The organism is Phycisphaeraceae bacterium (assembly GCA_019636795.1).
In the GTDB taxonomy this organism is placed as follows: Bacteria; Planctomycetota; Phycisphaerae; order Phycisphaerales; family UBA1924; genus JAHBWW01.
In genome coordinates this window covers 21,914-44,504 of record JAHBWW010000005.1, presented here as the reverse complement: position 1 = coordinate 44,504, position 22,591 = coordinate 21,914, and the positions used below count along the sequence as shown (strand labels likewise).

Here is a 22,591-nt window from a genome sequence, read left to right as displayed (position 1 = left end):
TGATCCGGTCGGCACGCAACGCTTTGAGAAAATCCTGCCAATTGCACAGGAAGCATGGCTCGCGTCCTGTCCGCGTATGGACCGAACTGGCACCCGACACCGTGCTGCTTCGCAGACTTTCAGGAACCGAATCGATTTCGCGTCCGTTCGAGTACGAACTCGAGTTGAGAAGCGATGATCGAATGCTCGATGTGGGGGCGCTCGTCGGGCAGATCGTGTCGATTGAGATCGATCTGCCGGACGGCACGGTGCGCCCGATCAATGGGTACGTCTGGGCGTGCCGGCGCGAGCCGGATCGGGGTCGGACGATGTGCTTTCGCGCGACGGTAGTGCCTTGGCTTCGGCTGCTCGAACAGTCGACCGATTGTCGCATCTTTCAGGCAATGACGGTTCCTGAAATCATCAAGCGTGTGTTTCGCGATCATGGTTTTGTAGATTTTCGCGATGAACTCTCGGATGCGTACGAGGCTCGGGATTACTGCGTCCAGTATCGCGAATCCGCCCTCGCATTCGTCAGTCGACTGATGGAGGACGAAGGCATTTCCTACCGCTTTGAACACTCCGGGCACAAGCATGAACTGGTGTTGATGGACGATACACCGGCCTGTGCGCCGTCGCCAGCATGTCCCGCTTTGCCTTACATCGAGCCCGATGCCCAGCATGAGCTCGACCAACGCGTGTGGAGCTGGTCGGTCGTGAGCCGTCTTCGTCCTCGCAATTTCGCGCACACGGATTACGACTTTGAGAACCCGGGCAAGCACCTGCTCACGCGAGCCCGTGCGCCGTGGTCGCCGCCAGCAGCGACGTTTGAGGTGTACGACTATCCGGGCGGATATCTGAACCACGAGCCAGGCGAACGCTACAGCAGCGTGCGCATCGAGCAGTTGCATCACGACCAGCAGGAGTTTCGCGGACGAACATCATCGCGTGCTCTCGAGGCTGGCCGAAGGCTGACGATCGACAACGACCCGTTCAATGTCGGAGCTTACGTTATAACTCGTTCGGAATTGGACTTGTCGCTCGATGAGTACGAGTCATCGGGCGGTGCACGCGATCCGCAGATGGTGGTGACATCATCAATCGATGCGATCGAAGCGACACGCCGCTTCCGGCCTGCAATCAGCTCATCACGACCGATCGTTCAAGGCCCGCAGACAGCGATGGTCGTAGGTCCAGCCGATCAGGAGATCTACACAGACAAGCACGGCCGAGTGAAAGTTCAGTTCCATTGGGATCGCTACGGGCAACACGATCAGGAGAGTTCTTGCTGGATCCGTTCGAGCCAGCCATGGGCAGGAAAAGGCTGGGGCGGCATCCAGATCCCACGCATCGGGCAGGAAGTCATCGTCGATTTCCTCGAAGGCAACCCCGATCGCCCGATCATAACGGGCCGCGTCTACAACGGCGCGAGCATGCCTCCGGTCAGCAACGCCGGACGCGATGCATCCAAGGGGGAAACAGCCCCGCCGAACATGAAAGCCGCTGCCATGCAGTTGACGCTGCGTTCGAACAGCCTTGGTCACAGCGGCGGCCACAACGAGATCACGATGCACGATGAGGGAGAAAAGGAAAAGCTGTTCATCCGCGCTCAGAAGGATGAAGTGCACAATGTGCTTAACGACCGCCTCGATACGGTCGGCAACAACGAGACGCGAGAAGTCGGCGTGGACCGCTCCCGCAAAGTCGGCAACAACGAACTGGTAGTCATCGGCGTAAACGAAACTCGCCAGGTGGGCGAGAATCAGCAGATCAGCGTCGGGCAGAACATCATCATCGACGCAGGGACAAGCATCACCCTCAAGTGCGGAGCAAGCACGATTCATATGAATCAAGCAGGCTTTATCACGATCAGCGGGGTGGTTGTCACCATGGCCGGAGCTGTCAACTGCAACGTCGCTGCCCCGCTTACCAACATCGCTGGCGCAGCCATGCTGACACAGACCGGCGCGCTCAACATCTCAGCGGGCATCGTGAACCGGATGGAGGGCGGCACGCTCGCACATGTCGGCTCTGGCGGCATGGTTGAGATCGAGGCAAGCGGCGACGCAGCCGTGAATGGCGCCAATGTCAAACTGAACTGCTGATTGGCCCGCACTGACGCAGAGGAGAGCCATCAATGTTGACAACCGCAAACATCACGCATGGCACATATCGACTCGCGGGGTACGACCTCCGCGCTGCATCGGCACTGCGACGGGATGCCCGTCGGGCCCAGCGTTGGCTCGAGACCGTGAGCCGCGGAAGAACATGGGAAGGTCTTCCTCCCAGTCCGCGTCCGATGGCAAGGCCGGTATTGATGGACTCGCAAGGCAACAGGTTTGTCGTGTCATTAACGCGGGATGGGATGACATCACTACGGCCTTACCCACATGACGCGCGGACTGCAGCAGGCCTAAGCGGGGGTTTCGTCGCTTTGAGCGATGGTTTGGCCGAGAGTGGCGGGCCAGCAATCAATATTCCTCCAGGCCTGGCGGCGACACTGCGTGATGCCGTGCATGCAGAGTTTGCCGCGTTCGGCCAAGGGGACGATGCCAGTGCGGAAGCTGAGGGGTCATCGTTTTGGTCGTCGCATGGCAAAGGTTCTCAGATCGCACAGGGAGTCGCGATGCAGGGTTTCGCTTCGGTGCTCCAGTCGGGCAGCGGCATCGGCGCATTCGGCGGTCTCTCGATGTCCGGGCTTCTTGGTGGGCTCGCTTCGATCGGGTCGAGCACGCTGATCGGAATGGGATTCGACAAAATCGCAGGCTTGGCGATGTCAGCGTGGGCGGTGGACGACGAATCGTCGACCGGTGAACATCTCGCCCACATGGCGACCCAGAAACTCATGGGCGAACTGCAGAGTCACGCGCAATCGGCACTGATGGAAGCAGTCCTCAGCCCCTCGAGCCCTGCAGCGCCCGGTTCCGATGCGAGCACGCTCGATCAAGCCCGCGAGTATGTGATGGGCAAGGCCCGCAGCTCGGGGATCGCCATCGCCCACAACACCAGCCCGACCGACCACGGCGGCGTGCTGACGGCGACAGCAGCCAAAACACTCGCTGGCGGGCTGACCGTTGGGCGATTGAACGATGTGCAGGCATGCCCTCTGTTCAATGGGTCTACGCCACATGTGGGCGGGCCTGTGAACACGGCAAACCCGACTGTCATCGCAGAGGGCCTGGCTGTCACGGGCGAGGACCACACGGCGTTATGCACCGGTGTGGGAGGGCAGACGCTTCTGAAGCCGACAGTGCAGAACGTCCGCATAGGCACGACAGGAATGCCCGTCGCGATCTCGAGCATGGGAGAGGATGATGATGCCGCAAAGGTGGAGGCACAGAAGGCGTCAGATCAGTCGAACAATGAGAACCCTTCCGAGCAGGCCTGCGACGAATCTGCTGCACAAAGTTCGGAAGGCGCAGCGGATGAGGATCACGCGTTGGGATGCGATCCGGAGCATCAATCGTGCGAACCGCCTGCTGAGGACGGTCAGATGTGCCAAGCAAGCGCGGATGAGGGGCAGATGTGCGAAGACCCGAATGGGGCGTCAGCGGCGCAGTCGCAAACTCCAGAGCAGCAAATCGAGTCTGCGAAGCAGGAAGCTGGCGAGCTTGCAGATGGCTCAGTCATCGAACTAGAGCTCGCCAAGGGGGGCGACCCGGAAGCTCAGGAGCGCGTGTCGAGGCACTTCAAACTCGATCCGAATGATCCGAAGTACGACGCCAAGGTTGACCAGCTTATCAAGGACTATGAAATCGGAAAGTCAAAGATCGACAGTGGAAACTACGTTGTCGACAACGGGCTGAGCGGCGGCCCCGCCGGCGCGCAGGTCTCGTGCAACATATGGGGCTGTGGTGACGAAGTTCGAATCAACCCCGACTCACTGGGCAAGGGTTCGGACGATCTCGGCGGGTCGATCCTACACGAGAACATGCACCGGGCTGGAAAGGTGCCCTGGAAATGGGACTGGTCAAAAGGGTGGTGGGTGAACAATGAAGTTTATTATAAACCATCAGGGACGTTTCCAGGTGATTCGTACAATGCTGCTCGAAAGCAGGCCACGACGTACGATCGATTCGCGCGAGATGTTGCCAAGAACCGCCGCTAGTCGCCACGCATCCAGCCTCAATCCGAGTCTCATTTGCGAAGCGAACAGAGTTTCTGTTCATGAACGCACTCATCCGCGAACTTGGTAAACTGACCGGAGAGCGGACCTCTTACCACGTCCAATCTCACCCCAACCCAATTCGCACTCGTCCAGCGTGTCTACCTCGAGTCGCACGACCTGGCTTCCGACGAGCGCGATGCCTTCGTGCGCGAACAACTCGACTCCGAGCCTGAACTCATGAACGCCATTCGCGCACTTCCCCTGCACCGATCGCCGGAGGAATCGGCGAGCGGTGGCACGGCCAGAGACACAGGCGCGTGATCTGTGCCACCAGCCGCATACACCAAGGCGGATGTTGTCGCATTTCACGAATTCGTCCAGCGCCTGCTTGCGACGCTGATCTGACGCTCCTGCTCGGATTGCGCAGTCGGCCGTCGTTTCACGGTTTCACGGTAAGATAACCCGGATTCAAGGCTCCCAGGCCCGTATTCCGGCCACGAAGAGTTCCACTGGCATCCTGTCACCCCGATTTTGACCACGGCAAACCATCGCTAATGCGATGACTTGCTGCGCGTCCAACTCTTCGCACGTCAGGCAATTGTCCAATGCTGGAGTGTTCGAGGATGAGGCCGACGTGAGAGTGAAGCAACCCGCGCTGGAAGCGATTGTCCGAGCGTGGATAGACCACATGGCATAACCCGAATCCCGCTTCGCTTGAGTCCAGTGATTATGGTTGATCGGGCATCACCGGTCATGTCGCTGCGGATTCGAGTTCTTTGATCAGCGATTCGAGCACCTTAGCAATCTCGGTAGCGCGGCCTGCAATGTCGTTCTTCGAGAGATTGGCCACGCTTGCTTCAACTTCCTTTACCTTGGCCAGCGCGGTTGATGCGGCCCCGAGTGCTTTGCGGACCGGTTCGAGTCGTAGGCGGGCGGCGTCTGCTTTGAGTTCGTTGGAGGCTGAACTCAGTCGGGCCGAGATCGCATCGAGTCGAGCCGAGCGCGTGGCAAGATCGGCAATTGCAGCAGCTGCCTGCGCTTTGGTCAACTGGTTCGACGCCCGTCGCACGGCTTCGATGGCTTCGACCGGGCAGATGGTGTTGGCGTTCTGGACGAACTCCGACATGTCTCGGATCGCTTCATCGACGCCGCCCTGATCGACCGATTCGGCGGATATGAAGAATTGAGACTTTGCAATGAGTTGGTCGGCCAGTGCCGTCCACGCGAGCGGCGAACGCTTATCCAGTTTTCTCCAGTCGATCATGGTCTAGCCTTCTCGTACTCGGTGTACGCGCTGAGGAGTTGCTCTGTCATATGCACCAGCAATCGGTAGTCGGGCGAGCGGCCGGAACGAACGGCATCAACTAGGTTGGAGTGCGATGCGGCCCATGCTTCAGTCAGCGCCGCAGCACGAACAAGGGTCGCATCCATCTGATCGAAGCGGGCATTGAGTTCGGTTCGCTCGCGCTGGAGTTTTTGGTGCCACTCACTGTTCTGCTCGGTCTCGATGAACGAACGCAGCATCTGCTCTCGAAGTGCCAGCACTTTGAGTTTCTCGAAGTTCTGATCGCTCAACTGCTCATCAAGCGATAGCCCCAACACATACTCCGCAATCGCCTGCCGCTCGTCGCGCAAGTCATTGAGCGCAGCAAGCGGACGAGTCCCCTCCGCTGCATAGGGTGTTGTGAGATTGGTTATGGCATTTGAACGCATCGCGGGCAGTGTTTTTCGCAAACGCTGGAGGTCGGCTGAAAACACCTTGGCGATATCGCGGATCATCGGGTCGGCGTCGTGGACCGCCCGATCGACCGTGACGGCTGCTCGCTGATTCGCGTAGCGCTCGTAGACGATCGTGAATGCGTCGGCTGTCAGTTTCAGGGCTGCATCCCCGCCGGGAAATGTATTGACCGATGCCAGGAGTTTTTGTCCACTCTCGAAGACTTCCCGGGCTTGACTGGCACTGTTCTCTGCGGCGCTGACCACTTCGACAAGTCGATGAGCATAATCGGCAATGGCCGAAGCGACTCGGACACGCGGTGCCCAGAGTGACTCGAAGTCTGCGGATGTCTGTTCCGAGTCGCTCCCGATGAGTGCCAGTTCGGCAGCAAAGGCTTTGCCGGTCTGGTCGATCACCAGATTCAGACTCGATGACGCCTCGGCGAAGGGCCCGACCTTGGGCGGCGTCCGGCAACCCATCAGCGCAGTGGCGACCAGAATCGACAGGATGATTCGGAGGAGGTTCATGAATGCGCTCCATGTGAGCTGTGTGATCTGACGTTCAGTCCTTGCCTCAAGCGATGCTGCGGAGTGTACATCACGGATGACGAGCGCATAAATTTCGGATGCCCGCTCAAAGGACTTGCCGTATTCTTCTCCCATGACCAAGTACAATGGATGGATGTGCCTGAAACGCCGACACTTGTGGCACGTTGTGCCCGGTTTTGGCGGCAGTATCGCGGCCGTATTCTCCTTGGCTGTCTTGCTTACTCCCTCTGTGGCACAAGAAGCAGCCACCACCCAAGTCGCACCGGCTGCAGGAGAAAGTCTGAACCCCGCCCCGGAACGGCGACCAGTCTTCGTTGACCGCACCGCAGACTTCGGCCTGACGATCGGAAGCGGCCCGGTCGCATGGGGCGATATCAACAACGACGGCTGGCCCGACCTCTACGCGGGTGGTGCTGTGTGGATCAACAACCTTGGAATGAACGGCAATACGCCCCCAGCGTTCACTCGCATCGCCGCGCCGGGCAACGGCCTCATAGCCGATCTGAACAACGACGGCATCGGCGACCTTGTCTCTATTTCGCCGATTGCGATCTACATCGGTCACTTGGGCGAAGACGGCATGCGATTCGACAAGCTTGCGCTACCCGAGCTGCCGGAGACCGTCTGCCGCGGTGCGGTAGTCGGAGATTTCAACAACGACGGCTTCCTTGATGTCTATTTTGGCGGATACGAAAACTGGGAGAAGCAAGTCACCTATCCGAGTTTCATGCTGCTCAGCACACAAGGCGCCGGATTCTCATTGAGAATCATGACAAGCGAACATCGCTCGCGTGGCGTTACGGCCTGCGACTTTGATGAAGACGGCGACCTTGACATATACGTCTCAAACTACCGACTTCAACCGAATCTGCTCTGGGTCAACGATGGTTCTGGCGACTTTTCTGACAAGGCTGAACACTTCAACGTCATCGCCACGAGCGAAGCCTTTCGAGGCGGGCACTCGATCGGCGCGTGCTGGGGTGACTTCGACAACGACGGTCACTTTGATCTTTTTGCCGGCAACTTCGCGCATGTGGATTCGCGCGGCGACCAACCCAAGAACCGCTTCCTGCGCAGTCGAGGCCCCACTCACGGTTGGACGTTCGAAGACTTGGCCGAGTGCGGGGTGTGGTATCAGGAAAGTTACGCAAGCCCCGCGTGCGCCGACTTTGATAATGACACCCGCCTCGATCTTTTCTTCACGACTGTCTATGCGGATGCGAGTTTCGGACACAAAAACTACCCCGTGCTGTATCGCAACACTTCGGGAGACGACGCATGGTCGTTTGCCGACGTGACGGATGGCTCGGGGCTAGAAAAACTTCCGCCGACCTACCAGGCCGCATGGGCCGACGTTGATGGTGATGGCCGACTCGATCTGGTGACCGCCGGGCGGCTGTACATGAATGTCGGCACGAGCGATGCTCAGTATCTTGGTGTGCGGCTCCAGGGCGACGGCACGACGATCAACAAGCAGGCGGTTGGCGCCCAGGCTCGAATCGCGCTCCCTGATGGACAGATTCTGTCGCGACAAGTCGAACTCGGAACCGGGGAAGGCAACGCCAATAGCCCCATCTTGCACTTCGGCCTCGGCTCATTCACCGGACCTGTAACCGTGGCGATTCTTTGGCCAAACGGCAAGACACAGTCTGTCGTTGTTCCTGCAGTGGGCCGAACGATCGACGTGCAGTACGCCGACGAATCCGAGGACGGCTGGCCGGAATGATGCGGCGACCGGGTAGGCATGCCCGCTTCTGCCATGAATCGCTTGAGTGGGCTTGACGCGGCCCTGTGGACTTGCATTCAAATTGCCTTTTGGAGTATGCTGTACCTGCTCGTGCAACGAGGTAACCCATGCGACGAACCCGAGTCTACTTTATCGCAATCGCCATTGCATGCAGTCTGGCGGGTGGTTCTCTGGCACAGGACTCGGTTGCCGATCGCCTGCGCGAGCTTGAATCAGAGTTGGCGCAGACTCAGCAGCGCACTCTCGCCATTGAAGCCGAAATCACGACTCTGCGAGCGATTCTGCTCGGAGGCGGGGAGGCAATTCGGGCTGCCCGCGCCATCGATGAGCAGCACGAGTTCATTTCGTATCCTTTTTATAGATTCGATGACCCAGCGTTGTACCTTGCGATCCGCCGCGAGGGGTACACCGTTGTGCACGACAACACACACCGCCTCCCGCGTTGGGTTTCACAGAAAATCACACGGCAGTGGGTTGACGCCGCGCCCGCGATCGCGCGCGAACGCATCTCGTGGCGAACCGACCCGGAACTGGCTGGCATTGGCGCGCGAGACGCAGATTACACAAACTCCGGCTACTCACGCGGACATCAGGCCATGCAGGCGACGCTGTATGGTCGGAGCGAAGACTGCGAACGCCAAGGGATGTACCTTGCCAATGCCGCTCCGCAGACCCAGGCGTTCAACAACGGCATCTGGGCCACTCTCGAACGGCAAGTCATTGCGTGGGCGCAGACACATGGCGAAGTCTGGATGATGTGCGGGCCTGTGCTGCGCGATAACCCGCGGACGCTCAAGAACGCAGGCCGCGTCAGCATTCCGTCGATGTTCTACAAGATCGTCGGCCGAGACACCGACGACGGCATCGCCATCATTGCGTTCCTGTTCGAGCATGATCCTGATGAGCCACACGGCCCACTCGATGATTACATCGTCAGCGTGCGCACGATCGAGAACTGGACCGGCATCGATTTTTTCTGGGAACTGCCGCGTGAAGTGCAGGATGTCCTCGAACGTAAGCGATTTGCGATGAGTTTCGATGGTGCGGTCCTCGGAGTTGACGATCCTGCTGACGGAGCAGTGGCGGCCGGTGCCAATATGGTTTATGTCACCGGCTTCGGCACACGCTATCACATCGCATCTTGCCGATTTGTTCGTTCGGGCGCGACTGCACTCCCTCTTGATGAAGCGCGAGGCCGATTTGAACCGTGTAGCGTCTGCGGGCCACCGCAATGACCCCTCGCGTCGTCTGGTCGAGCGAAAGATCATTTCATGTCGTGCTGGCTCAAGATGATGGCGATGATGCTGGCGAGCGGATCACCCGAGCTGCCGAGGCGCTCCGATCCGCCGCCCTCGAAGAGGTCATCGATCTCACGCCTGCATCGACCACCATTGCGATACTGCTCGATCCTCTGGCACGCAATCCGGACGAAATAGCCGCGCAAGCGTTGGAAATCGTCGGAAAGTGTGGCGAGCGCACTCAAGTGATGCAACCGAAGCGCATCGTCACGATCCCAGTCTGCTACGACGCCGATCTTGCGCCTGATCTTGACGCAGTCGCCGCCAGAGCTGGGTTATCGATTGAAGCGACTGTATCAATGCACACGAGCGTTTTGTACACCGTGCGATTTCTCGGATTCTCACCCGGTTTTGCGTATATTGCAGGCTTGCCCAAGGCCCTGCACGGACCCAGGCTCGCGTCGCCCCGGCCCCGTGTGCGAGCTGGCAGCGTCGGTATTGCCGGCACACGCACCTGCATCTATCCGCAAAGCACGCCTGGTGGGTGGCGATTGATCGGCGCAACGCCGGTGCACATCTTCGATACCAATCGCACCCCTGTGTCATTGCTCCAAGCTGGAGATCAAGTGCGCTTCCTCGCCATCCATCGCGGCGAGTTTGAATCGATCTCACGTTCATCAAACTCTTCGGCGCGAGATTGACATGCACTGTGCCAGGATCATCGAGCCAGGCATGATGACGACGGTGCAGGATCAAGGTCGCATCGGCTGTGCTGCGCTAGGCGTTCCTCCATCGGGCGCAGCCGACGCGCTGTCGATGCGTGTTGCCAACCGCTTACTTGGGAACACCGACGCCGTAGCCGTGCTCGAGTTCACGCTTGTCGGTCCAACACTGGCATTCACACGCGACGCCACGATCTGCATCACAGGGGGCGCATGTCCCGCTGCGATGATCCACGATGGGCGAAAAAGAAGACCTCTCCCCCCCTGCATACCGACGATCGTGCGGGCGGGCGAGGTCATACACATCGGCAGTCTTGCTACTGGAGCACGCGGCTACCTTGCAATTGATGGCGGTTTCGCTGTCCCAAGAGTCCTCGACAGCCGATCCACGCTCATCTCAGCCTCAATCGGCGGGCATCTCGGCCGAGCGCTGTGTGCAAATGATGAAGTGCCCATCGCGTCACGGACGTTTGATTTGCCAAATGTCCCAGAGCCACGCCACATTTCACGCTGGCTTGCAGGCAATCTCGCGCGTCGCACACTGCGAGTCACACCATCGTTGCACACAATTCTGTTCGATCCATCCGCCCTTGCAACGTTCACGAGTGCCGCGTTCGTTGTGTCCGATCGATCGAATCGCGTGGGTGTGCGACTGGGTGGGCAAGCGCTTGCCGTGCCGCCTGAAGCCGCTGAACTGGCGTCCGAAGGCACCGCCACTGGCGCGATTCAGATCCCGGGTGACAGCCAGCCGATCATCCTCGGCGTCGATCGCCCCACCACCGGCGGCTATCCGATGATCGCGTGCGTGATTGCCGCCGATCTGCACATCGTCGGCACGATCAGACCTCGCGAACAGATTCGATTCGAAATGGTGACTCCCGAACACGCGCGCAGCCTCTACCGCGAGCAGGAAGAAACGCTCGATACTTTACTCCCTCGTCATCGAACGTCGAGATCAAGCCACACCATCGACATCAACGCCGACATCGGCGAAGGAGTCACGCCTGCTGAATGTGCGATCGAAGCAGCATTGATCGAGATCGTCACTTCCGTCAACATCGCGTGTGGCGGACACGCGGGCGATGAGAACTCGATGCGTCACGCCCTCACGCTTGCCAAGGCAAGAGGCTGTGCAATAGGGGCGCATCCGTCCTACCCCGATCGCGAGCACTTTGGTCGGCGGCGAGTCCACACCGCGCCAGACGCCCTTCTCTCAAGTCTGGCCAGTCAAATTGCTGCCCTCAGTCGCCTCACCGAGCAGATTGGCGTGCGTCTGTCGCACGTCAAGCCACACGGCTCACTCTACCACGACGCATCGAACGACCAGCACATCGCACGCGCAATCTTTGACGCCGCCCGCTCGTGCGATCCTCACCTCAGACTCGTCGGAATGGCAGGGTCGAAGGCTCTCGACTGGTGGCGGGCGTGGGGCGCGACCGTGACGGCCGAGGCCTTCGTCGATCGCGCGTATGAGCCCGATGGCCGACTCCGCGCGCGCACCCTCGCAGGCGCCCTCATAACATCACCCGAGCGCGCAGCCCGACAAGCACTTGCGATCGCAACTCGCAGCCAGGTCGAAAGCACCTCTGGCTCAATGATCGCAATCAGCGCGCAGGCGCTGTGCATTCACGCCGACACTCCAGATGCTGTCGAAATCGCGCAACTCGTGCGTCACACACTGACCACCGCCGGGATTGAAGTCAGAGCGCTCGACCACAGCGTCAATGACACTCCGACGTGACTGTCACGGATAATCCTGCCTCGTCGGACGAATCATGATCTCATTAACGTGCACATGCGGCGGCTGTTGGGCAACAAATGTCACAACACGCGCCACATCAGCAGGGTCAAGCACTGGACCGATGCGATCAAACACGCCTGCGACCCATTGCGGGTCGTACCCCGCGACCCCTTGAAACTCGGTCTTGACAAACCCGGGCGCGATGACGGTCACGCGAATCCCCTTTGGCCCGACTTCGCGCCGCAGCCCTTCCGCAAGCGCATGCACCGCAAACTTTGTCGAGCCATACATCGAACTGAATGGCGAGACATTCCGCCCCACGTTCGATCCGATAACAATTATGTCGCAAGGTCGCTTCTGCGCGGCTGCGGGTTCCAGTGCGGCTGCCGCTTTGCGCATGAGAAGCGCTGCCCCAAGCAGATTCGTTCGAATCATCGCTTCCCACTCGGCCGGATCCGAAGTCGCCACCGACCCGCTCAGTCCACGACCCGCATTGACCACAATGAGATCGGCAGTCGCACCGAACTTTTCCCGTGCAACGACGAACAACTGGTCGATGACAGAGTCCTGAGCACAATCCCCGGCAACTGTGACTGCGACTTGGCTCAGTCGACCTTGATTGATCGCGCGTGCAACATCGGCCAAGACCGCCTCACGACGGGCGTTGATGACCACTCGGGCACCCGCTCGGGCGAGATCGTGGGCGATGGCCTCCCCGATTCCGGCGCTGGCACCGGTCACGATTGCAATTCGGCTTGCCAAATCTGTCATAGTCAGCGATGGTAGACGTGATCCGAACCGGTCCGGACCCGCTCCCGGCTGAACAAGCCCCCAAAACGTGGAGTGCGCGGGGGGTTCAGGACCGATACGCTTATCTCCAGGCTCGAACCGGCGTGGGTGTGGGTGCGTACCCGCCATGCCGCGAAAGGCCCGAGGAGATTTTGCATGGTGTCCGCACGACTGTTGACCGCTTCGACTCTGGCCTTGGTGTTGCTGGCGGGATGCGCGAGTAACGAAGGCTCCCGAACTTCGCACACCCGTTCGAACGGACGGGCAACCACTCCCATTGCAACCGAAGCACCATCCGCTGCTGTGACTGAGGGTCTGGTCAAAGCAGAAGCAGCCCGACACGCGGGCGACCTCGAAAAGGCACTGGCTGAGTTCGAGCGTGTGATCGAAACCAACCCACTCGTCACGGTCGCCTATATGGGCGCGGGCGACATCTATCGCGAATCGGGCGACTTTGTCAGTGCTGAAGCGCGGTACGCCCAAGCTGCGCGAATCGAACCCCGAAATTTTGACGCCCATTACTTTCATGGCCTGACCCTGCAGCTGCTCAACCGCGTCAACGAATCGGTGCGCGCCTACCTGCGCGCGCTCGCGATCAGGCCCAACGACTTTGACGCGAACCTGAATCTCGCAGCCGCCTACTTGCAACTCGAAGAGCCCGTGCAGGCGCTGCCTTACGCGCAGCGCTCGGTCGCACTGCGTCCAAATGCAGGACCGGGGCGCGCGAATCTCGCAGCCGTTTATGCCGCACTCAACCGCCACGAGGCCGCTGTGATCGAGTATCAACAAGCAGCCGAACTGATGGACCTGAGTCCGGAACTGCTCCTGAATCTGGCCGACTCGCTTGGATTCCTCGAACGCTTCGGCGAAATGGCGTCCACACTCGACCAGTTGCTGCGCATCTCGCCATCGCCAGCTGCCTACGAGCGCATGGGCAAGGCCATGTTCAAACTTCGGCGCTATGACTCGTCGATGGACGCCTTCAGCCGCGCCATCGAAATGGATCCTTCCTACTTCCCAGCATACAACGGGCTGGGGGTGTGTCACCTGAACCGCTACCTCTGGAGCGAGCAAAAGGACACATTCGCCCGCGATCAGGCGATGGCGTCACTCCAGCGTTCGCTTCAGATCCAGCCCTCGCAGCCTCGCATCGTTGAGCTCGTCCGACGCTATGGCCGGTGAACATCGCCGCACAAACGCCACCTATGATCGGGCCTTATGCCCAATGCGGAACTTCTCGAAGCGTTCGAATCCCCCACTGACGCTCCATTTGTCATCGAACACATCTGCACCGAGTTCACGTCTGTCTGTCCGAAAACCGGGCACCCCGACTTCGGCGACGTGACGATTCGGTTTGAGCCTCGCCCGCGAGCCAAGGGCGGTACGTGTGTCGAACTCAAGAGCCTCAAACTCTACTTCCATAGTTTTCGCAATCAGGGCATCTTCTATGAGGCTGTCACAAACACCATTCGCGATGACCTCGTCGCACTGATGAACCCAGTCTGGCTTCAGGTGCGCACCGACTGGCGCGGGCGAGGCGGGATCCGCAGCGTCATTCGCGCCGACCACGGCCAGGTGCCCACCGAATATCGAGGCGCGTGATCCGCGACTCTTCTCAAGATGCCAGCCCGAGCACACGAGCCGTCGCTGCCGGCAGGTCTCCGAAATTGTCTACGACCGTCGCCCCCGCTTCTGTCAGGGCTTTGACCTTGCCAGCGTGCGTCCCTCGACCGCTTTCGATAATCGCGCCCGCGTGACTGAATCGAGTGCCCTCCTTGGCCGCCTTACCCCCGATGTATGCAACGACTGGCTTTGTGACTTTACCCTCGCTCATCAGTTGCGCCAGGTCTTCTTCCATTGAGCCACCGATCTCGCCGAAAATGACAATCGCTTCGGTCTGAGCGTCACCCTCGAACATGAGCGCGACATCAGGAAAGCGCAAGCCGAGGATACTGTCGCCACCGACATGGCAGATCGTGCTGGTCCCGATGCCGGCTTGTCCGAGGTAGTACGCGGTTGAACTGCTCATACCCCCCGAGCGGGAAATAACCCCGACCGAGCCAGGCTTGAACCATGCCCGTGCGCTCTCTGCCCGTCCGCCGATCATGCCGACAACCCCTCGACCTGGACTGATGACACCGAGTGTGTTGGGGCCTACGAAAGTTCCACCATTTGTGCGCGCACATGCCGCGATTTCCATCGCATCCCACACCGGCACGCGATCGGGAACAATCACCAACAACTTGACGCCCTGTTCCAGCGCCTCGATCGCCGCTCCCTTGACGAATCGAGCCGGTACGAGCACAACGGAAATGTCAACATCTCCGCCCGTCGTCGAGTGGCTGTGCTGCTGGGCTTCGTGAACCGAATCGAACACCGGTACGCCCAGCACGTCATGACCACCCTTGCCAGGGGTGCATCCTGCGACGACATTGGTCCCGTAACCGAGCATGAGCGCAGCGCGGGCCTGACCTTCGCGACCGGTAATTCCCTGAACGATGACTCGCTTGGTTTCATCGATGATAATTGCCATGTGCGTCAGGGCTCCTGAGCGTCAGAACGATCTGCCTCCTGCCATCGCAGGCTGCGCGGACGCGATGCGGTGGGATCCTAGCAATCCGAGAAATCCTTGGCCGAGTGCCCAAGTCGCCTTGAGATCAAAACCGTTCCACCAAACACCCACCGGGCGAAGAATGACCAAACTTTCACTCGCGGAGGACAGGTCGATGTGGTATGCTGGACATGTAGAAAATGTTGAGTTCCTCGCAGCCGCGAGCCTATCGCGCCCGAATGACTGTTGGGGAATCGGCAGGAATTGACGGAGGGGCCAGGAATCATGTTGAGTTGTCAACGCACGCGAAACGGTGCTGGTCGGCGGTATCTCTTCACAGCCTGCCTCATTGCAGGATTGGCGACCCCCGCGCTTTCTCAGACTCTTCAGACTCGCGAGCAGCCGCTCGACCGTTACCCCGAGGGCGTGCCCATCCCGCGTTCGCTCACCCCAGAAGAGGCTGAAATCCTCAAACGCGACCCTCTCGTGGCTGGGAACCTGCGCGTCGCACCTCCAGGTCTTGTGCGCACGCCGGCTGAGTATGACCCGTGCGAGGCAATCATGATCGCATGGGAAGGCACGTCCACATGGCTTGATATTCTGGCAAACATGGCGCGCGAAATCACGACGCTTGGTGATGCCCGCGTCATTGTGTGGGTCGACACCGCCAGCGAGCAGACAACCGCTGCAACCTCGATCGCGAATGCCGGCGCAAACATGGCCAAGGTCGAGTTTCGTGTGCGCACGACTGACACGATCTGGATTCGTGATTACGGCCCGCGCTACATCATGATGGGCACGCAGCCTGACGGTTCGGGAGGCGTACGCGCGATTGTCGATCACACCTACAACCGCCCCAGACTCAATGACAATGCCATCCCGGCGTACTGGGCAAACCTGCGTAACCAGCCTGTCTTTCTGTTGCCTCTGATTCATGGCGGAGGGAACTACCACCTCGAATCAGGGAATCCAGAAGGCGTGGGGCACGCAACGAATCTAATCGTCAACGAGAACCCATTGCTTGACGCATCGCAGATCATCGATTACTGGCGCGACTACCTCAATCTTGAAACAACTCTGTACACGCCATACCCCACTGCTGTGGATTCCACGCAGCACATTGACATGTGGATGATCCTGCTCGATGACAACAAGGTCATGATCTCGCAGTGGGTCAACGAGCCGGCCGCTTCATGGGCAATCACGAGCGACAACGCGGCTGCTGCTTTTGCTGCCCGCGGGTTCACCGTCTACCGCGTGCCTGCGGTGCGCTTCGGCGGCACGCACTACACATTCACCAATGCCGTGATCTGCAACGATCTCGTGCTCATTCCAAGTTACACCAACGGCACCGCATCCCCACACAACGCGACCGCTCTAGCGGTCTGGCAAAGCGCCTATCCCGACAAGACAATTCGGCAGATCAACTCCCAGGCGATCGTCACTTCGGCGGGTGTGCTGCACTGCATTATCATGCACATTCCAGCAGCCGCGGGCGGAACTTCGCCGACGGCTTACATCACGACCTTGAACGATGGCACTGCGCTCGACCCCGGCACCCAGCAGGAAATTCGTTGGCTCACCGATGACGATGTGGGCGCGACGACCGCCGATCTGCTGCTCTCGACCGATGGCGGACAGACCTTCCCGACTGTGATTGCCGCGAACGTCAGCGCGCCTGGCGGGCTTTACAACTGGACCGTGCCCGACGTTGCGACCACTCAGGCCGTCGTGCGCATCGTGGTGCGCGATGCCGACAACAACTCCGGATTTGATGACACGGATATGCTGTTCGCGATCAATGGTTCGCCGCCATGCGCGGGCGACTTCAATGGCGATGGCGAAGTTGACTTCTTCGACGTCGCGGCTTTCCTCGATGCATTCAGCAATGAACTGCCCGAAGCCGACCTCAACGGTGATGGCGAGCATGACTTCTTTGACGTGTCGCTCTTCCTCGCAGCATTCAGCGAAGGCTGCCCGTGACCATGTGCGACATGCGATCAATCACCAGGCATGCGCATGAAGTCTGGCAGGTCGTAGTCGAAGTCCTGATTTGAGCCTTGTTGATCGAGCAGAGTCATGCCGAGCACAGCCCCTGCGCAGATCAATGCGACAGCGAGCCAACCCAGCCCGCATTGCATCCAACGTTGACGCCGCTTGACCCAAGGCACTCGAACTACCCAGGCCGCCAATGCCGCGACCGCGGGCACAAGCGTTAAGCCTATGGGATAGTTCGCGCCCAGTGCGCTCATCCAGAGATAGGCCAGCGCCGAAGCCATGAGAAGCGCAGGTGCACCTGCCGCGACGATGCCCCGCGTTGCCACGGGCCTGCCAAAGCCGGAAGCAACTCCAAGCGCCAGCATCGACGCGCCGATTGGTGCGACAGCTGCTGCGAAGGGCAATTGACCCATCCATAGAACGCCGATACCCGTACCCATCGCTGCTATCCAGAGACTGATCGGAACCACCGCACCGTTGTCGCGCCTGGCGAGTGGTTCAAGCCCGGCTATCAGGAACATGATGCACGCACCTGGAAGCAGCCGCTCGGCAACGGTGTCGGCTGGCTGGAAGATCGGCCAGACGATCGCGGTTGCTGTCGCGGCGGCCAGCATCCCCGCCGCCCAAGCTCGCCATTGCCGATCCTTGCCGCACAGGACGACGCTGGCCGCGATCGCCCCGACGAGAGTCATGGCGATGAGTCGCTCCCATTTCTCGCTGGGCGAGCCATTGATGAGCGCGAAGGCGATCGGCATGGGCACCGCGACCGCTGCCATTCCGATCACTGACGCCAGCCGAGTGCGGGCGCGAAGCCATGCCCCACGCGGCAAGAGCACGGCCGCGCTGGCCACACACAAAGGCAACAGAACCCCATACACGAGATGTCGCGAGATGTCATCCATGACCGATCAGACGCCTGTCACGAAGCTCGCGCGCCCGCGACCGAGACCGTGATTTCCACAGCATCGCTGAGCATGTTTTCTTCAAGATGTGTGGTCATGCCAAATGTGCTGCGACTGACGACAAATGTGGCTTCAAACCCCGCGCGATAGCCAAAGCGGCTCGTCGAGACCTCGGCGTACTGTCGCAACTGCACCGTGAGGGGCACATCAACGCCGCGCATCTTGAACGTGCCGACCGCTTCCCAGGTGGATTCGTCGATGCGTTTGATCTCGCGGCTCTTGAACGTTGCGGTCGGATGCTCGCGAGGGTTGAAGAAGTCGGGTCCTGCCAGGAACTTGTTGCGCGCGTCGTTGCCACCATCGATGAACTTGGTCTGCACTTCGATTTCGACAAAGCTCGCGCCGGGTTCGTCGACGAGCAGAAACTTGCCCGTAGGATTATTGACACGCCCGTAGAAATTGGTCACGCCGAAGTGTCGGATCTTGAACAGGATCACGGAATGCGACGGATCGACCGTGAATTCGGCTGACTGTGATTCTGCTTTGGCGATGTGTGACTTGGCCAAGCTGTGATCGGCAGCCACTACAACACCAACCAGCAGAATCGCCCCGACGATGAGAACTCGTGCATTCATCACAGATCTCCCTTGCCGCCCCAGACAGGACATGTGCTGTCAATGCTAGTGCAGCGTGATCACGCGTGACGGTGCTGCCCTGCGGAATGCCGGAGTTTGTTCAGCATGGCGAGCCCTGCGAACTCAGCCTTGCTCATTGCGCGACTGGAACGCGGCGATGTCGGAAACAAAGGTGTTTGCGAGAAACTCCACCATGCGTCCCCGCTGAGCGCGCCAGAAGTCGTGGGCGGGACATGCGCGTTCTTCCGAACATTCGGCTGTGCCAAGCATGCACCGTGGTACGACAGCGTGATCGCCCAGCGCTTCGCAAAGACGCAACAGCGAGATCTCGCTCGCGGGGCGGGCAAGGACAACTCCGCCTCCTACGCCGCGCTGCGTAATGACAATCCCATGACGGCCCAGAGTGTGGATGATTTTGGAGAGATACGGAGCGGGAATCTGGCACGCATGGGCAATGTCCTTCACAAGGACAGGCTTTCCACCCATGGTCTCAATGTACCCCAGCGCTGTCGCGGCATATCCGGCGGCTTGGCTCAGCATTGTGGTGATTCGATTACCAGAGAAGTATATCAGTATATCACCTTTCGCGGTTGCAGTCGCGTCAATAATAGGGATTTTTACTCACTTCGACTGAATTCGAGCTTTTTGGTGCTCCAAAAGCCCGGGAGCAGTTGTATTGGAGATATACTTATCATCTTATCTGCTGGTAACTCGCTGCCTCGGCTCTCAACCACCCGCATCCTGAAACCACTTATGCCAGTCAAGGAACTGATCAGATGACCACTGACTCACCTATTGAGCCGTTGCCGATCGATTCCGCTTCCACTCACGCCCCAATCGGCCCGATCGAACAGTTCGTCTACGACGACGCGATCGTGAGAAAGTTTGCTTTGGCAACAGTCATCTGGGGAGTCGTCGCCATGCTTGTGGGCGTGGTGATCGCGCTCCAGTTGGCATTCCCGGCATTGAACCTGGGGTTGTCCTTCACATCGTTCGGACGTCTGAGGCCCTTGCACACGAATGCCGCCATATTTGCGTTTGCAGGCAACGCAATCTTCGCCGCGATTTACTACTCGACACAACGTCTGTGCAAGGCGCGCATGTTCAGCGACACATTGAGCAGTCTGCACTTCTGGGGCTGGCAGGCCATTATCCTGGCAGCTGCGGTGACGCTTCCGCTCGGGTTTACGCAAGGCAAGGAGTACGCCGAGCTCGAGTGGCCGATCGACATCGCGATTGCGGTGGTCTGGGTGGGGTTCTTTGGTGTGAACTTTTTCGGCACGCTGATCCGCCGCCGCGAGAAGCACATGTACGTCGCGCTGTGGTTCTACATCGCCACGATCGTCACGGTTGCGATGCTGCATGTGTTCAACAGTCTTGCGATCCCCGCCGGTCTCTTCAAGAGTTACTCTGTCTACGCGGGGGTCCAGGATGCTCTGGTTCAGTGGTGGTACGGGCACAACGCGGTTGCCTTTTTCCTGACGACTCCATTTCTTGGTCTGATGTACTACTTTCTCCCGAAGGCTGCCGAGAGACCGGTCTTCAGTTACCGCCTGTCGATCATCCACTTCTGGTCGCTGGTCTTCATTTATATCTGGGCAGGCCCGCACCATCTGCACTACACCGCACTGGCAGCTTGGGCGAGCACGCTGGGCATGCTGTTCAGTGTCATGCTCTGGATGCCATCGTGGGGCGGGATGATCAATGGTCTGCTGACGCTGCGCGGAGCATGGCACAAGGTCACGAAAGACCCGGTCCTCAAGTTCTTCGTCGTAGGGATCACGTTCTACGGCATGGCGACGTTTGAAGGACCGCTTCTGAGTGTGAAGTCCGTCAATGCGTTGAGCCATTACACCGACTGGACCATCGCCCATGTGCATGCCGGCGCGCTTGGGTGGAATGGATTCATGACATTCGGCATGATTTACTGGCTCCTGCCAAGGCTGTTCCAGACCGAACTCTGGAGCAAAAGCCTCGCCAACATGCACTTCTGGATCGGAACCATCGGCATCCTGTTGTACATACTCTCGATGTACGGCGCAGGCGTCGCACAGGGCCTGATGTGGCGGGCGTTCGACGCGCAAGGCAATCTCGCCTTTCCGGACTTCGTCGAAACGGTGGTCGTGCTCATGCCGCTGTACTGGATTCGCGCGCTCGGTGGCCTGATGTTCCTGGGCGGAACTGTTCTCCTGCTGATCAACTTCATCATGACCTGGGCGAACCGGCCTAAGTCGTACGTCGAGGTGGTACACTCGGCGCCAGCGCTCGTGCGCCATCGAGGCAACGATCAATATCCCGCGTCCGAATCGCGTCTGCACGCGAATACCAACCTTGGTCACGCTGGGGACAAGTTTCTACAGGCACGATGGCACCGCAAACTCGAAGGAAGGCCGATCAAGTTCATGGTGTGGGTGTTGATTGCTGTGGCGCTTGGCGGCATCGTCGAGGCTGTGCCGATGTTTCTGATTCGCGCCAATGTGCCGAGCATTGCCACGGTCGAGCCGTACTCCCCGCTCGAACTGGCGGGGCGAGACATCTATATAGCCGAGGGATGCTACAACTGTCACTCGCAGATGATCAGGCCGATCTTTGCAGAAGTAAAACGCTACGGTGAATACTCGAAGGCGGGCGAGTTTGTTTATGACCATCCGTTCCAATGGGGCAGCCGTCGCATTGGGCCGGACCTTGCACGCGAGGGTCAAAGCAATCCCAACGCACTTTGGCATTACCAGCACTTCCTTGATCCACGTCAGGTCAACGACCGTTCTGTCATGCCGGCCTATCCGTGGCTCTTCACAGATCAGTTGAACTATGAGCAGATTCAGTCGCGAGTACGGACCATGGCCATGCTTGGTGTTCCATACGGTCAGGCTGTGCTCGAGGGTCGCGCCGCCGAACTCGCACGGGCGCAGGCGGCAGAGATCGCCCAGGAAATCGAAGACGCTGGAGGCCCCCCAGCTGCGGATATTCGCGATCAAGCCGTCATCGCGCTCATTGCCTACATGAAGCGGCTTGGCACAGACATCTACAAGCCTCTGCCTGAAAGTGGAGGGATGAACAATGCTGACTGACGTGATGTCGGGGTTGAAACTCGATATTTTTCCGACAATCGGAATGGCGCTCTTTCTGATCGCGTTTGTCGCGGTGGCCATTCGAGCCTTGTGCTCTTCGCGGTCGGCAATGGCTGAGGCGGCTCAGGTGCCATTGCTCGAAGACCCCACAGAGAAATCCAAAGGAGCGTGACCCATGGCTCAAGAGAACCTCTCAACGCCCACTGAAAGTGTCCTGACTGATCATGTCTATGACGGGATCACGGAATACGACAATCCGACCCCAGGTTGGTGGCATCTGATTTTTTTCGGCACGATCGTGTTCAGTTTGCTGTACTTTCCGATATATCACTTTTCGCCATTTGTTCTCTCGCCCCAGCAGGCCATTGCAGAGCGATCGCAACGGGAAATGCAGAAACGCTTCGGGTCGCTCGCGAGCATTCCCCTTGACAACGACAAAATGCTCATGCTCATGACCGATGAAAAGTGGCTCGACGCGGGCAAGGCGATCTACTCGACACGCTGTGCACTGTGCCACGGCGTGAGCGGCGAGGGACTCGTCGGTCCCAACATGACCGATGATTACTACAAGAACGTACGAACCTTGACTGATTTTGTTACAGTTGTCACCGACGGTGCTGCCAACGGCCTCATGCCGCCACAGAAGTCCTTGCTGAATGCCGGTCAGATCGAAGTCGTCAGCGCATATGTCGCAACCATGCGCGGAGCCAACATTCCCGGCAGGCAACCTGAGGGCGATTTGATTGACTCATGGCCTGAAGTACAACGCGCCAAGACACCTGATTGATTCATACTTGCTTTGGCCCCGCCGGGCGCCTGCTGGTCGCCAACGGAGTTCAGAAAGG

19 protein-coding genes are annotated in these 22,591 nt (G+C 59.3%); 12 read left to right on the top strand and 7 right to left on the bottom strand.

Features of this window, described 5'->3' with window-relative positions; genetic code table 11:
* Window positions 1–41 precede the first annotated feature (41 nt).
* Complete coding sequence (gene tssI, locus KF757_11035; GenBank protein ID MBX3323516.1) at window positions 42–2,084, top strand: type VI secretion system tip protein VgrG; 2,043 nt, start codon at window positions 42–44, stop codon at window positions 2,082–2,084.
* A gap of 521 nt (window positions 2,085–2,605) precedes the next feature.
* Window positions 2,606–4,087 carry a hypothetical protein gene (locus KF757_11030; GenBank protein ID MBX3323515.1) on the top strand — a complete coding sequence of 494 codons (1,482 nt, stop codon included), beginning with the start codon at window positions 2,606–2,608 and terminating at the stop codon, window positions 4,085–4,087.
* Between the two features lie 751 nt (window positions 4,088–4,838).
* Here KF757_11030 and KF757_11025 read toward each other — a convergent pair.
* Window positions 4,839–5,351, bottom strand: a complete 513-nt coding sequence (locus tag KF757_11025) for a hypothetical protein (protein MBX3323514.1) — start codon at window positions 5,349–5,351, stop codon at window positions 4,839–4,841.
* Complete coding sequence (locus tag KF757_11020) at window positions 5,348–6,331, bottom strand: hypothetical protein (protein ID MBX3323513.1); 984 nt, start codon at window positions 6,329–6,331, stop codon at window positions 5,348–5,350. Before KF757_11020 ends, KF757_11025 begins: the two co-directional genes overlap by 4 nt.
* Before the next feature lie 250 nt (window positions 6,332–6,581).
* On the opposite strand from KF757_11020, the gene KF757_11015 reads away from it, so the two are divergent.
* From KF757_11015 to pxpA, 4 genes are all read left to right on the top strand, one after another.
* Window positions 6,582–8,078, top strand: a complete 1,497-nt coding sequence (locus KF757_11015) for a CRTAC1 family protein (GenBank protein MBX3323512.1) — start codon at window positions 6,582–6,584, stop codon at window positions 8,076–8,078.
* A gap of 128 nt (window positions 8,079–8,206) precedes the next feature.
* Window positions 8,207–9,334: a DNA/RNA non-specific endonuclease gene (locus KF757_11010; protein ID MBX3323511.1), complete on the top strand. Its 1,128-nt coding sequence runs from the start codon at window positions 8,207–8,209 to the stop codon at window positions 9,332–9,334.
* Window positions 9,331–10,038, top strand: coding sequence for a 5-oxoprolinase subunit PxpB (gene pxpB / locus KF757_11005; GenBank protein ID MBX3323510.1), 708 nt, complete (start codon window positions 9,331–9,333; stop codon window positions 10,036–10,038). Before KF757_11010 ends, pxpB begins: the two co-directional genes overlap by 4 nt.
* A 1-nt stretch (window position 10,039) precedes the next feature.
* Window positions 10,040–11,800 (top strand): 5-oxoprolinase subunit PxpA, encoded by a 1,761-nt coding sequence (gene pxpA / locus KF757_11000; protein MBX3323509.1) that lies wholly within the window; start codon window positions 10,040–10,042, stop codon window positions 11,798–11,800.
* Window positions 11,801–11,803: 3 nt separating this feature from the next.
* Here the strand turns inward: pxpA and KF757_10995 are convergent, their stop codons facing one another.
* The gene (locus tag KF757_10995; protein MBX3323508.1) at window positions 11,804–12,571 is read right to left on the bottom strand and encodes an SDR family oxidoreductase; all 768 of its coding nucleotides are present in this window, start codon (window positions 12,569–12,571) and stop codon (window positions 11,804–11,806) included.
* A gap of 174 nt (window positions 12,572–12,745) precedes the next feature.
* On the opposite strand from KF757_10995, the gene KF757_10990 reads away from it, so the two are divergent.
* Both KF757_10990 and queF read left to right on the top strand, forming a co-directional pair.
* The gene (locus KF757_10990) at window positions 12,746–13,771 is read left to right on the top strand and encodes a tetratricopeptide repeat protein (protein MBX3323507.1); all 1,026 of its coding nucleotides are present in this window, start codon (window positions 12,746–12,748) and stop codon (window positions 13,769–13,771) included.
* 36 nt (window positions 13,772–13,807) lie between these two features.
* Window positions 13,808–14,191 carry a preQ(1) synthase gene (gene queF, locus KF757_10985; GenBank protein MBX3323506.1) on the top strand — a complete coding sequence of 128 codons (384 nt, stop codon included), beginning with the start codon at window positions 13,808–13,810 and terminating at the stop codon, window positions 14,189–14,191.
* 13 nt (window positions 14,192–14,204) lie between these two features.
* On the opposite strand, the gene KF757_10980 is transcribed toward queF, so the two are convergent.
* On the bottom strand, window positions 14,205–15,122 hold the full coding sequence (locus KF757_10980; GenBank protein MBX3323505.1) for a succinate--CoA ligase subunit alpha: 918 nt from the start codon (window positions 15,120–15,122) through the stop codon (window positions 14,205–14,207).
* A gap of 303 nt (window positions 15,123–15,425) precedes the next feature.
* On the opposite strand from KF757_10980, the gene KF757_10975 reads away from it, so the two are divergent.
* A complete protein-coding gene (locus KF757_10975; GenBank protein ID MBX3323504.1) occupies window positions 15,426–17,123 on the top strand; it encodes an agmatine deiminase family protein in 1,698 nt (565 codons plus the stop codon).
* Window positions 17,124–17,140: 17 nt separating this feature from the next.
* On the opposite strand, the gene KF757_10970 is transcribed toward KF757_10975, so the two are convergent.
* The 3 genes from KF757_10970 to KF757_10960 all read right to left on the bottom strand — a co-directional run bounded on the left by KF757_10970 (window position 17,141) and on the right by KF757_10960 (window position 19,215).
* Window positions 17,141–18,040 carry a hypothetical protein gene (locus tag KF757_10970; GenBank protein MBX3323503.1) on the bottom strand — a complete coding sequence of 300 codons (900 nt, stop codon included), beginning with the start codon at window positions 18,038–18,040 and terminating at the stop codon, window positions 17,141–17,143.
* A gap of 17 nt (window positions 18,041–18,057) precedes the next feature.
* Window positions 18,058–18,675, bottom strand: a complete 618-nt coding sequence (locus tag KF757_10965) for a YceI family protein (GenBank protein MBX3323502.1) — start codon at window positions 18,673–18,675, stop codon at window positions 18,058–18,060.
* Window positions 18,676–18,798: 123 nt separating this feature from the next.
* Window positions 18,799–19,215 carry an Rrf2 family transcriptional regulator gene (locus KF757_10960; protein MBX3323501.1) on the bottom strand — a complete coding sequence of 139 codons (417 nt, stop codon included), beginning with the start codon at window positions 19,213–19,215 and terminating at the stop codon, window positions 18,799–18,801.
* A gap of 236 nt (window positions 19,216–19,451) precedes the next feature.
* Here KF757_10960 and ccoN point away from each other — a divergent pair, with 236 nt between their 5' ends.
* The 3 genes from ccoN to KF757_10945 are packed head-to-tail and all read left to right on the top strand — an operon-like array spanning window position 19,452 to window position 22,533.
* Window positions 19,452–21,746 (top strand): cytochrome-c oxidase, cbb3-type subunit I, encoded by a 2,295-nt coding sequence (gene ccoN, locus KF757_10955; protein ID MBX3323500.1) that lies wholly within the window; start codon window positions 19,452–19,454, stop codon window positions 21,744–21,746.
* Window positions 21,736–21,918 (top strand): hypothetical protein, encoded by a 183-nt coding sequence (locus KF757_10950; GenBank protein ID MBX3323499.1) that lies wholly within the window; start codon window positions 21,736–21,738, stop codon window positions 21,916–21,918. Before ccoN ends, KF757_10950 begins: the two co-directional genes overlap by 11 nt.
* A gap of 3 nt (window positions 21,919–21,921) precedes the next feature.
* Complete coding sequence (locus KF757_10945) at window positions 21,922–22,533, top strand: c-type cytochrome (GenBank protein MBX3323498.1); 612 nt, start codon at window positions 21,922–21,924, stop codon at window positions 22,531–22,533.
* Window positions 22,534–22,591: the final 58 nt, after the last annotated feature.

Coding starts and splice junctions, on each gene's coding strand:
- KF757_10965 (MBX3323502.1), bottom strand. CDS start 18,675: ATGAATGCACGAGTTCTCATCGTCGGGGCGATTCTGCTGGTTGGTGTT.
- queF (MBX3323506.1), top strand. CDS start 13,808: ATGCCCAATGCGGAACTTCTCGAAGCGTTCGAATCCCCCACTGACGCT.
- KF757_10990 (MBX3323507.1), top strand. CDS start 12,746: ATGGTGTCCGCACGACTGTTGACCGCTTCGACTCTGGCCTTGGTGTTG.
- KF757_10970 (MBX3323503.1), bottom strand. CDS start 18,040: ATGGATGACATCTCGCGACATCTCGTGTATGGGGTTCTGTTGCCTTTG.
- KF757_10960 (MBX3323501.1), bottom strand. CDS start 19,215: ATGCTGAGCCAAGCCGCCGGATATGCCGCGACAGCGCTGGGGTACATT.
- KF757_10980 (MBX3323505.1), bottom strand. CDS start 15,122: ATGGCAATTATCATCGATGAAACCAAGCGAGTCATCGTTCAGGGAATT.
- KF757_10945 (MBX3323498.1), top strand. CDS start 21,922: ATGGCTCAAGAGAACCTCTCAACGCCCACTGAAAGTGTCCTGACTGAT.
- KF757_11025 (MBX3323514.1), bottom strand. CDS start 5,351: ATGATCGACTGGAGAAAACTGGATAAGCGTTCGCCGCTCGCGTGGACG.
- KF757_11020 (MBX3323513.1), bottom strand. CDS start 6,331: ATGAACCTCCTCCGAATCATCCTGTCGATTCTGGTCGCCACTGCGCTG.
- KF757_10950 (MBX3323499.1), top strand. CDS start 21,736: ATGCTGACTGACGTGATGTCGGGGTTGAAACTCGATATTTTTCCGACA.
- pxpB (MBX3323510.1), top strand. CDS start 9,331: ATGACCCCTCGCGTCGTCTGGTCGAGCGAAAGATCATTTCATGTCGTG.
- KF757_10995 (MBX3323508.1), bottom strand. CDS start 12,571: ATGACAGATTTGGCAAGCCGAATTGCAATCGTGACCGGTGCCAGCGCC.
- KF757_11010 (MBX3323511.1), top strand. CDS start 8,207: ATGCGACGAACCCGAGTCTACTTTATCGCAATCGCCATTGCATGCAGT.
- ccoN (MBX3323500.1), top strand. CDS start 19,452: ATGACCACTGACTCACCTATTGAGCCGTTGCCGATCGATTCCGCTTCC.
- KF757_11030 (MBX3323515.1), top strand. CDS start 2,606: ATGCAGGGTTTCGCTTCGGTGCTCCAGTCGGGCAGCGGCATCGGCGCA.
- pxpA (MBX3323509.1), top strand. CDS start 10,040: ATGCACTGTGCCAGGATCATCGAGCCAGGCATGATGACGACGGTGCAG.
- KF757_10975 (MBX3323504.1), top strand. CDS start 15,426: ATGTTGAGTTGTCAACGCACGCGAAACGGTGCTGGTCGGCGGTATCTC.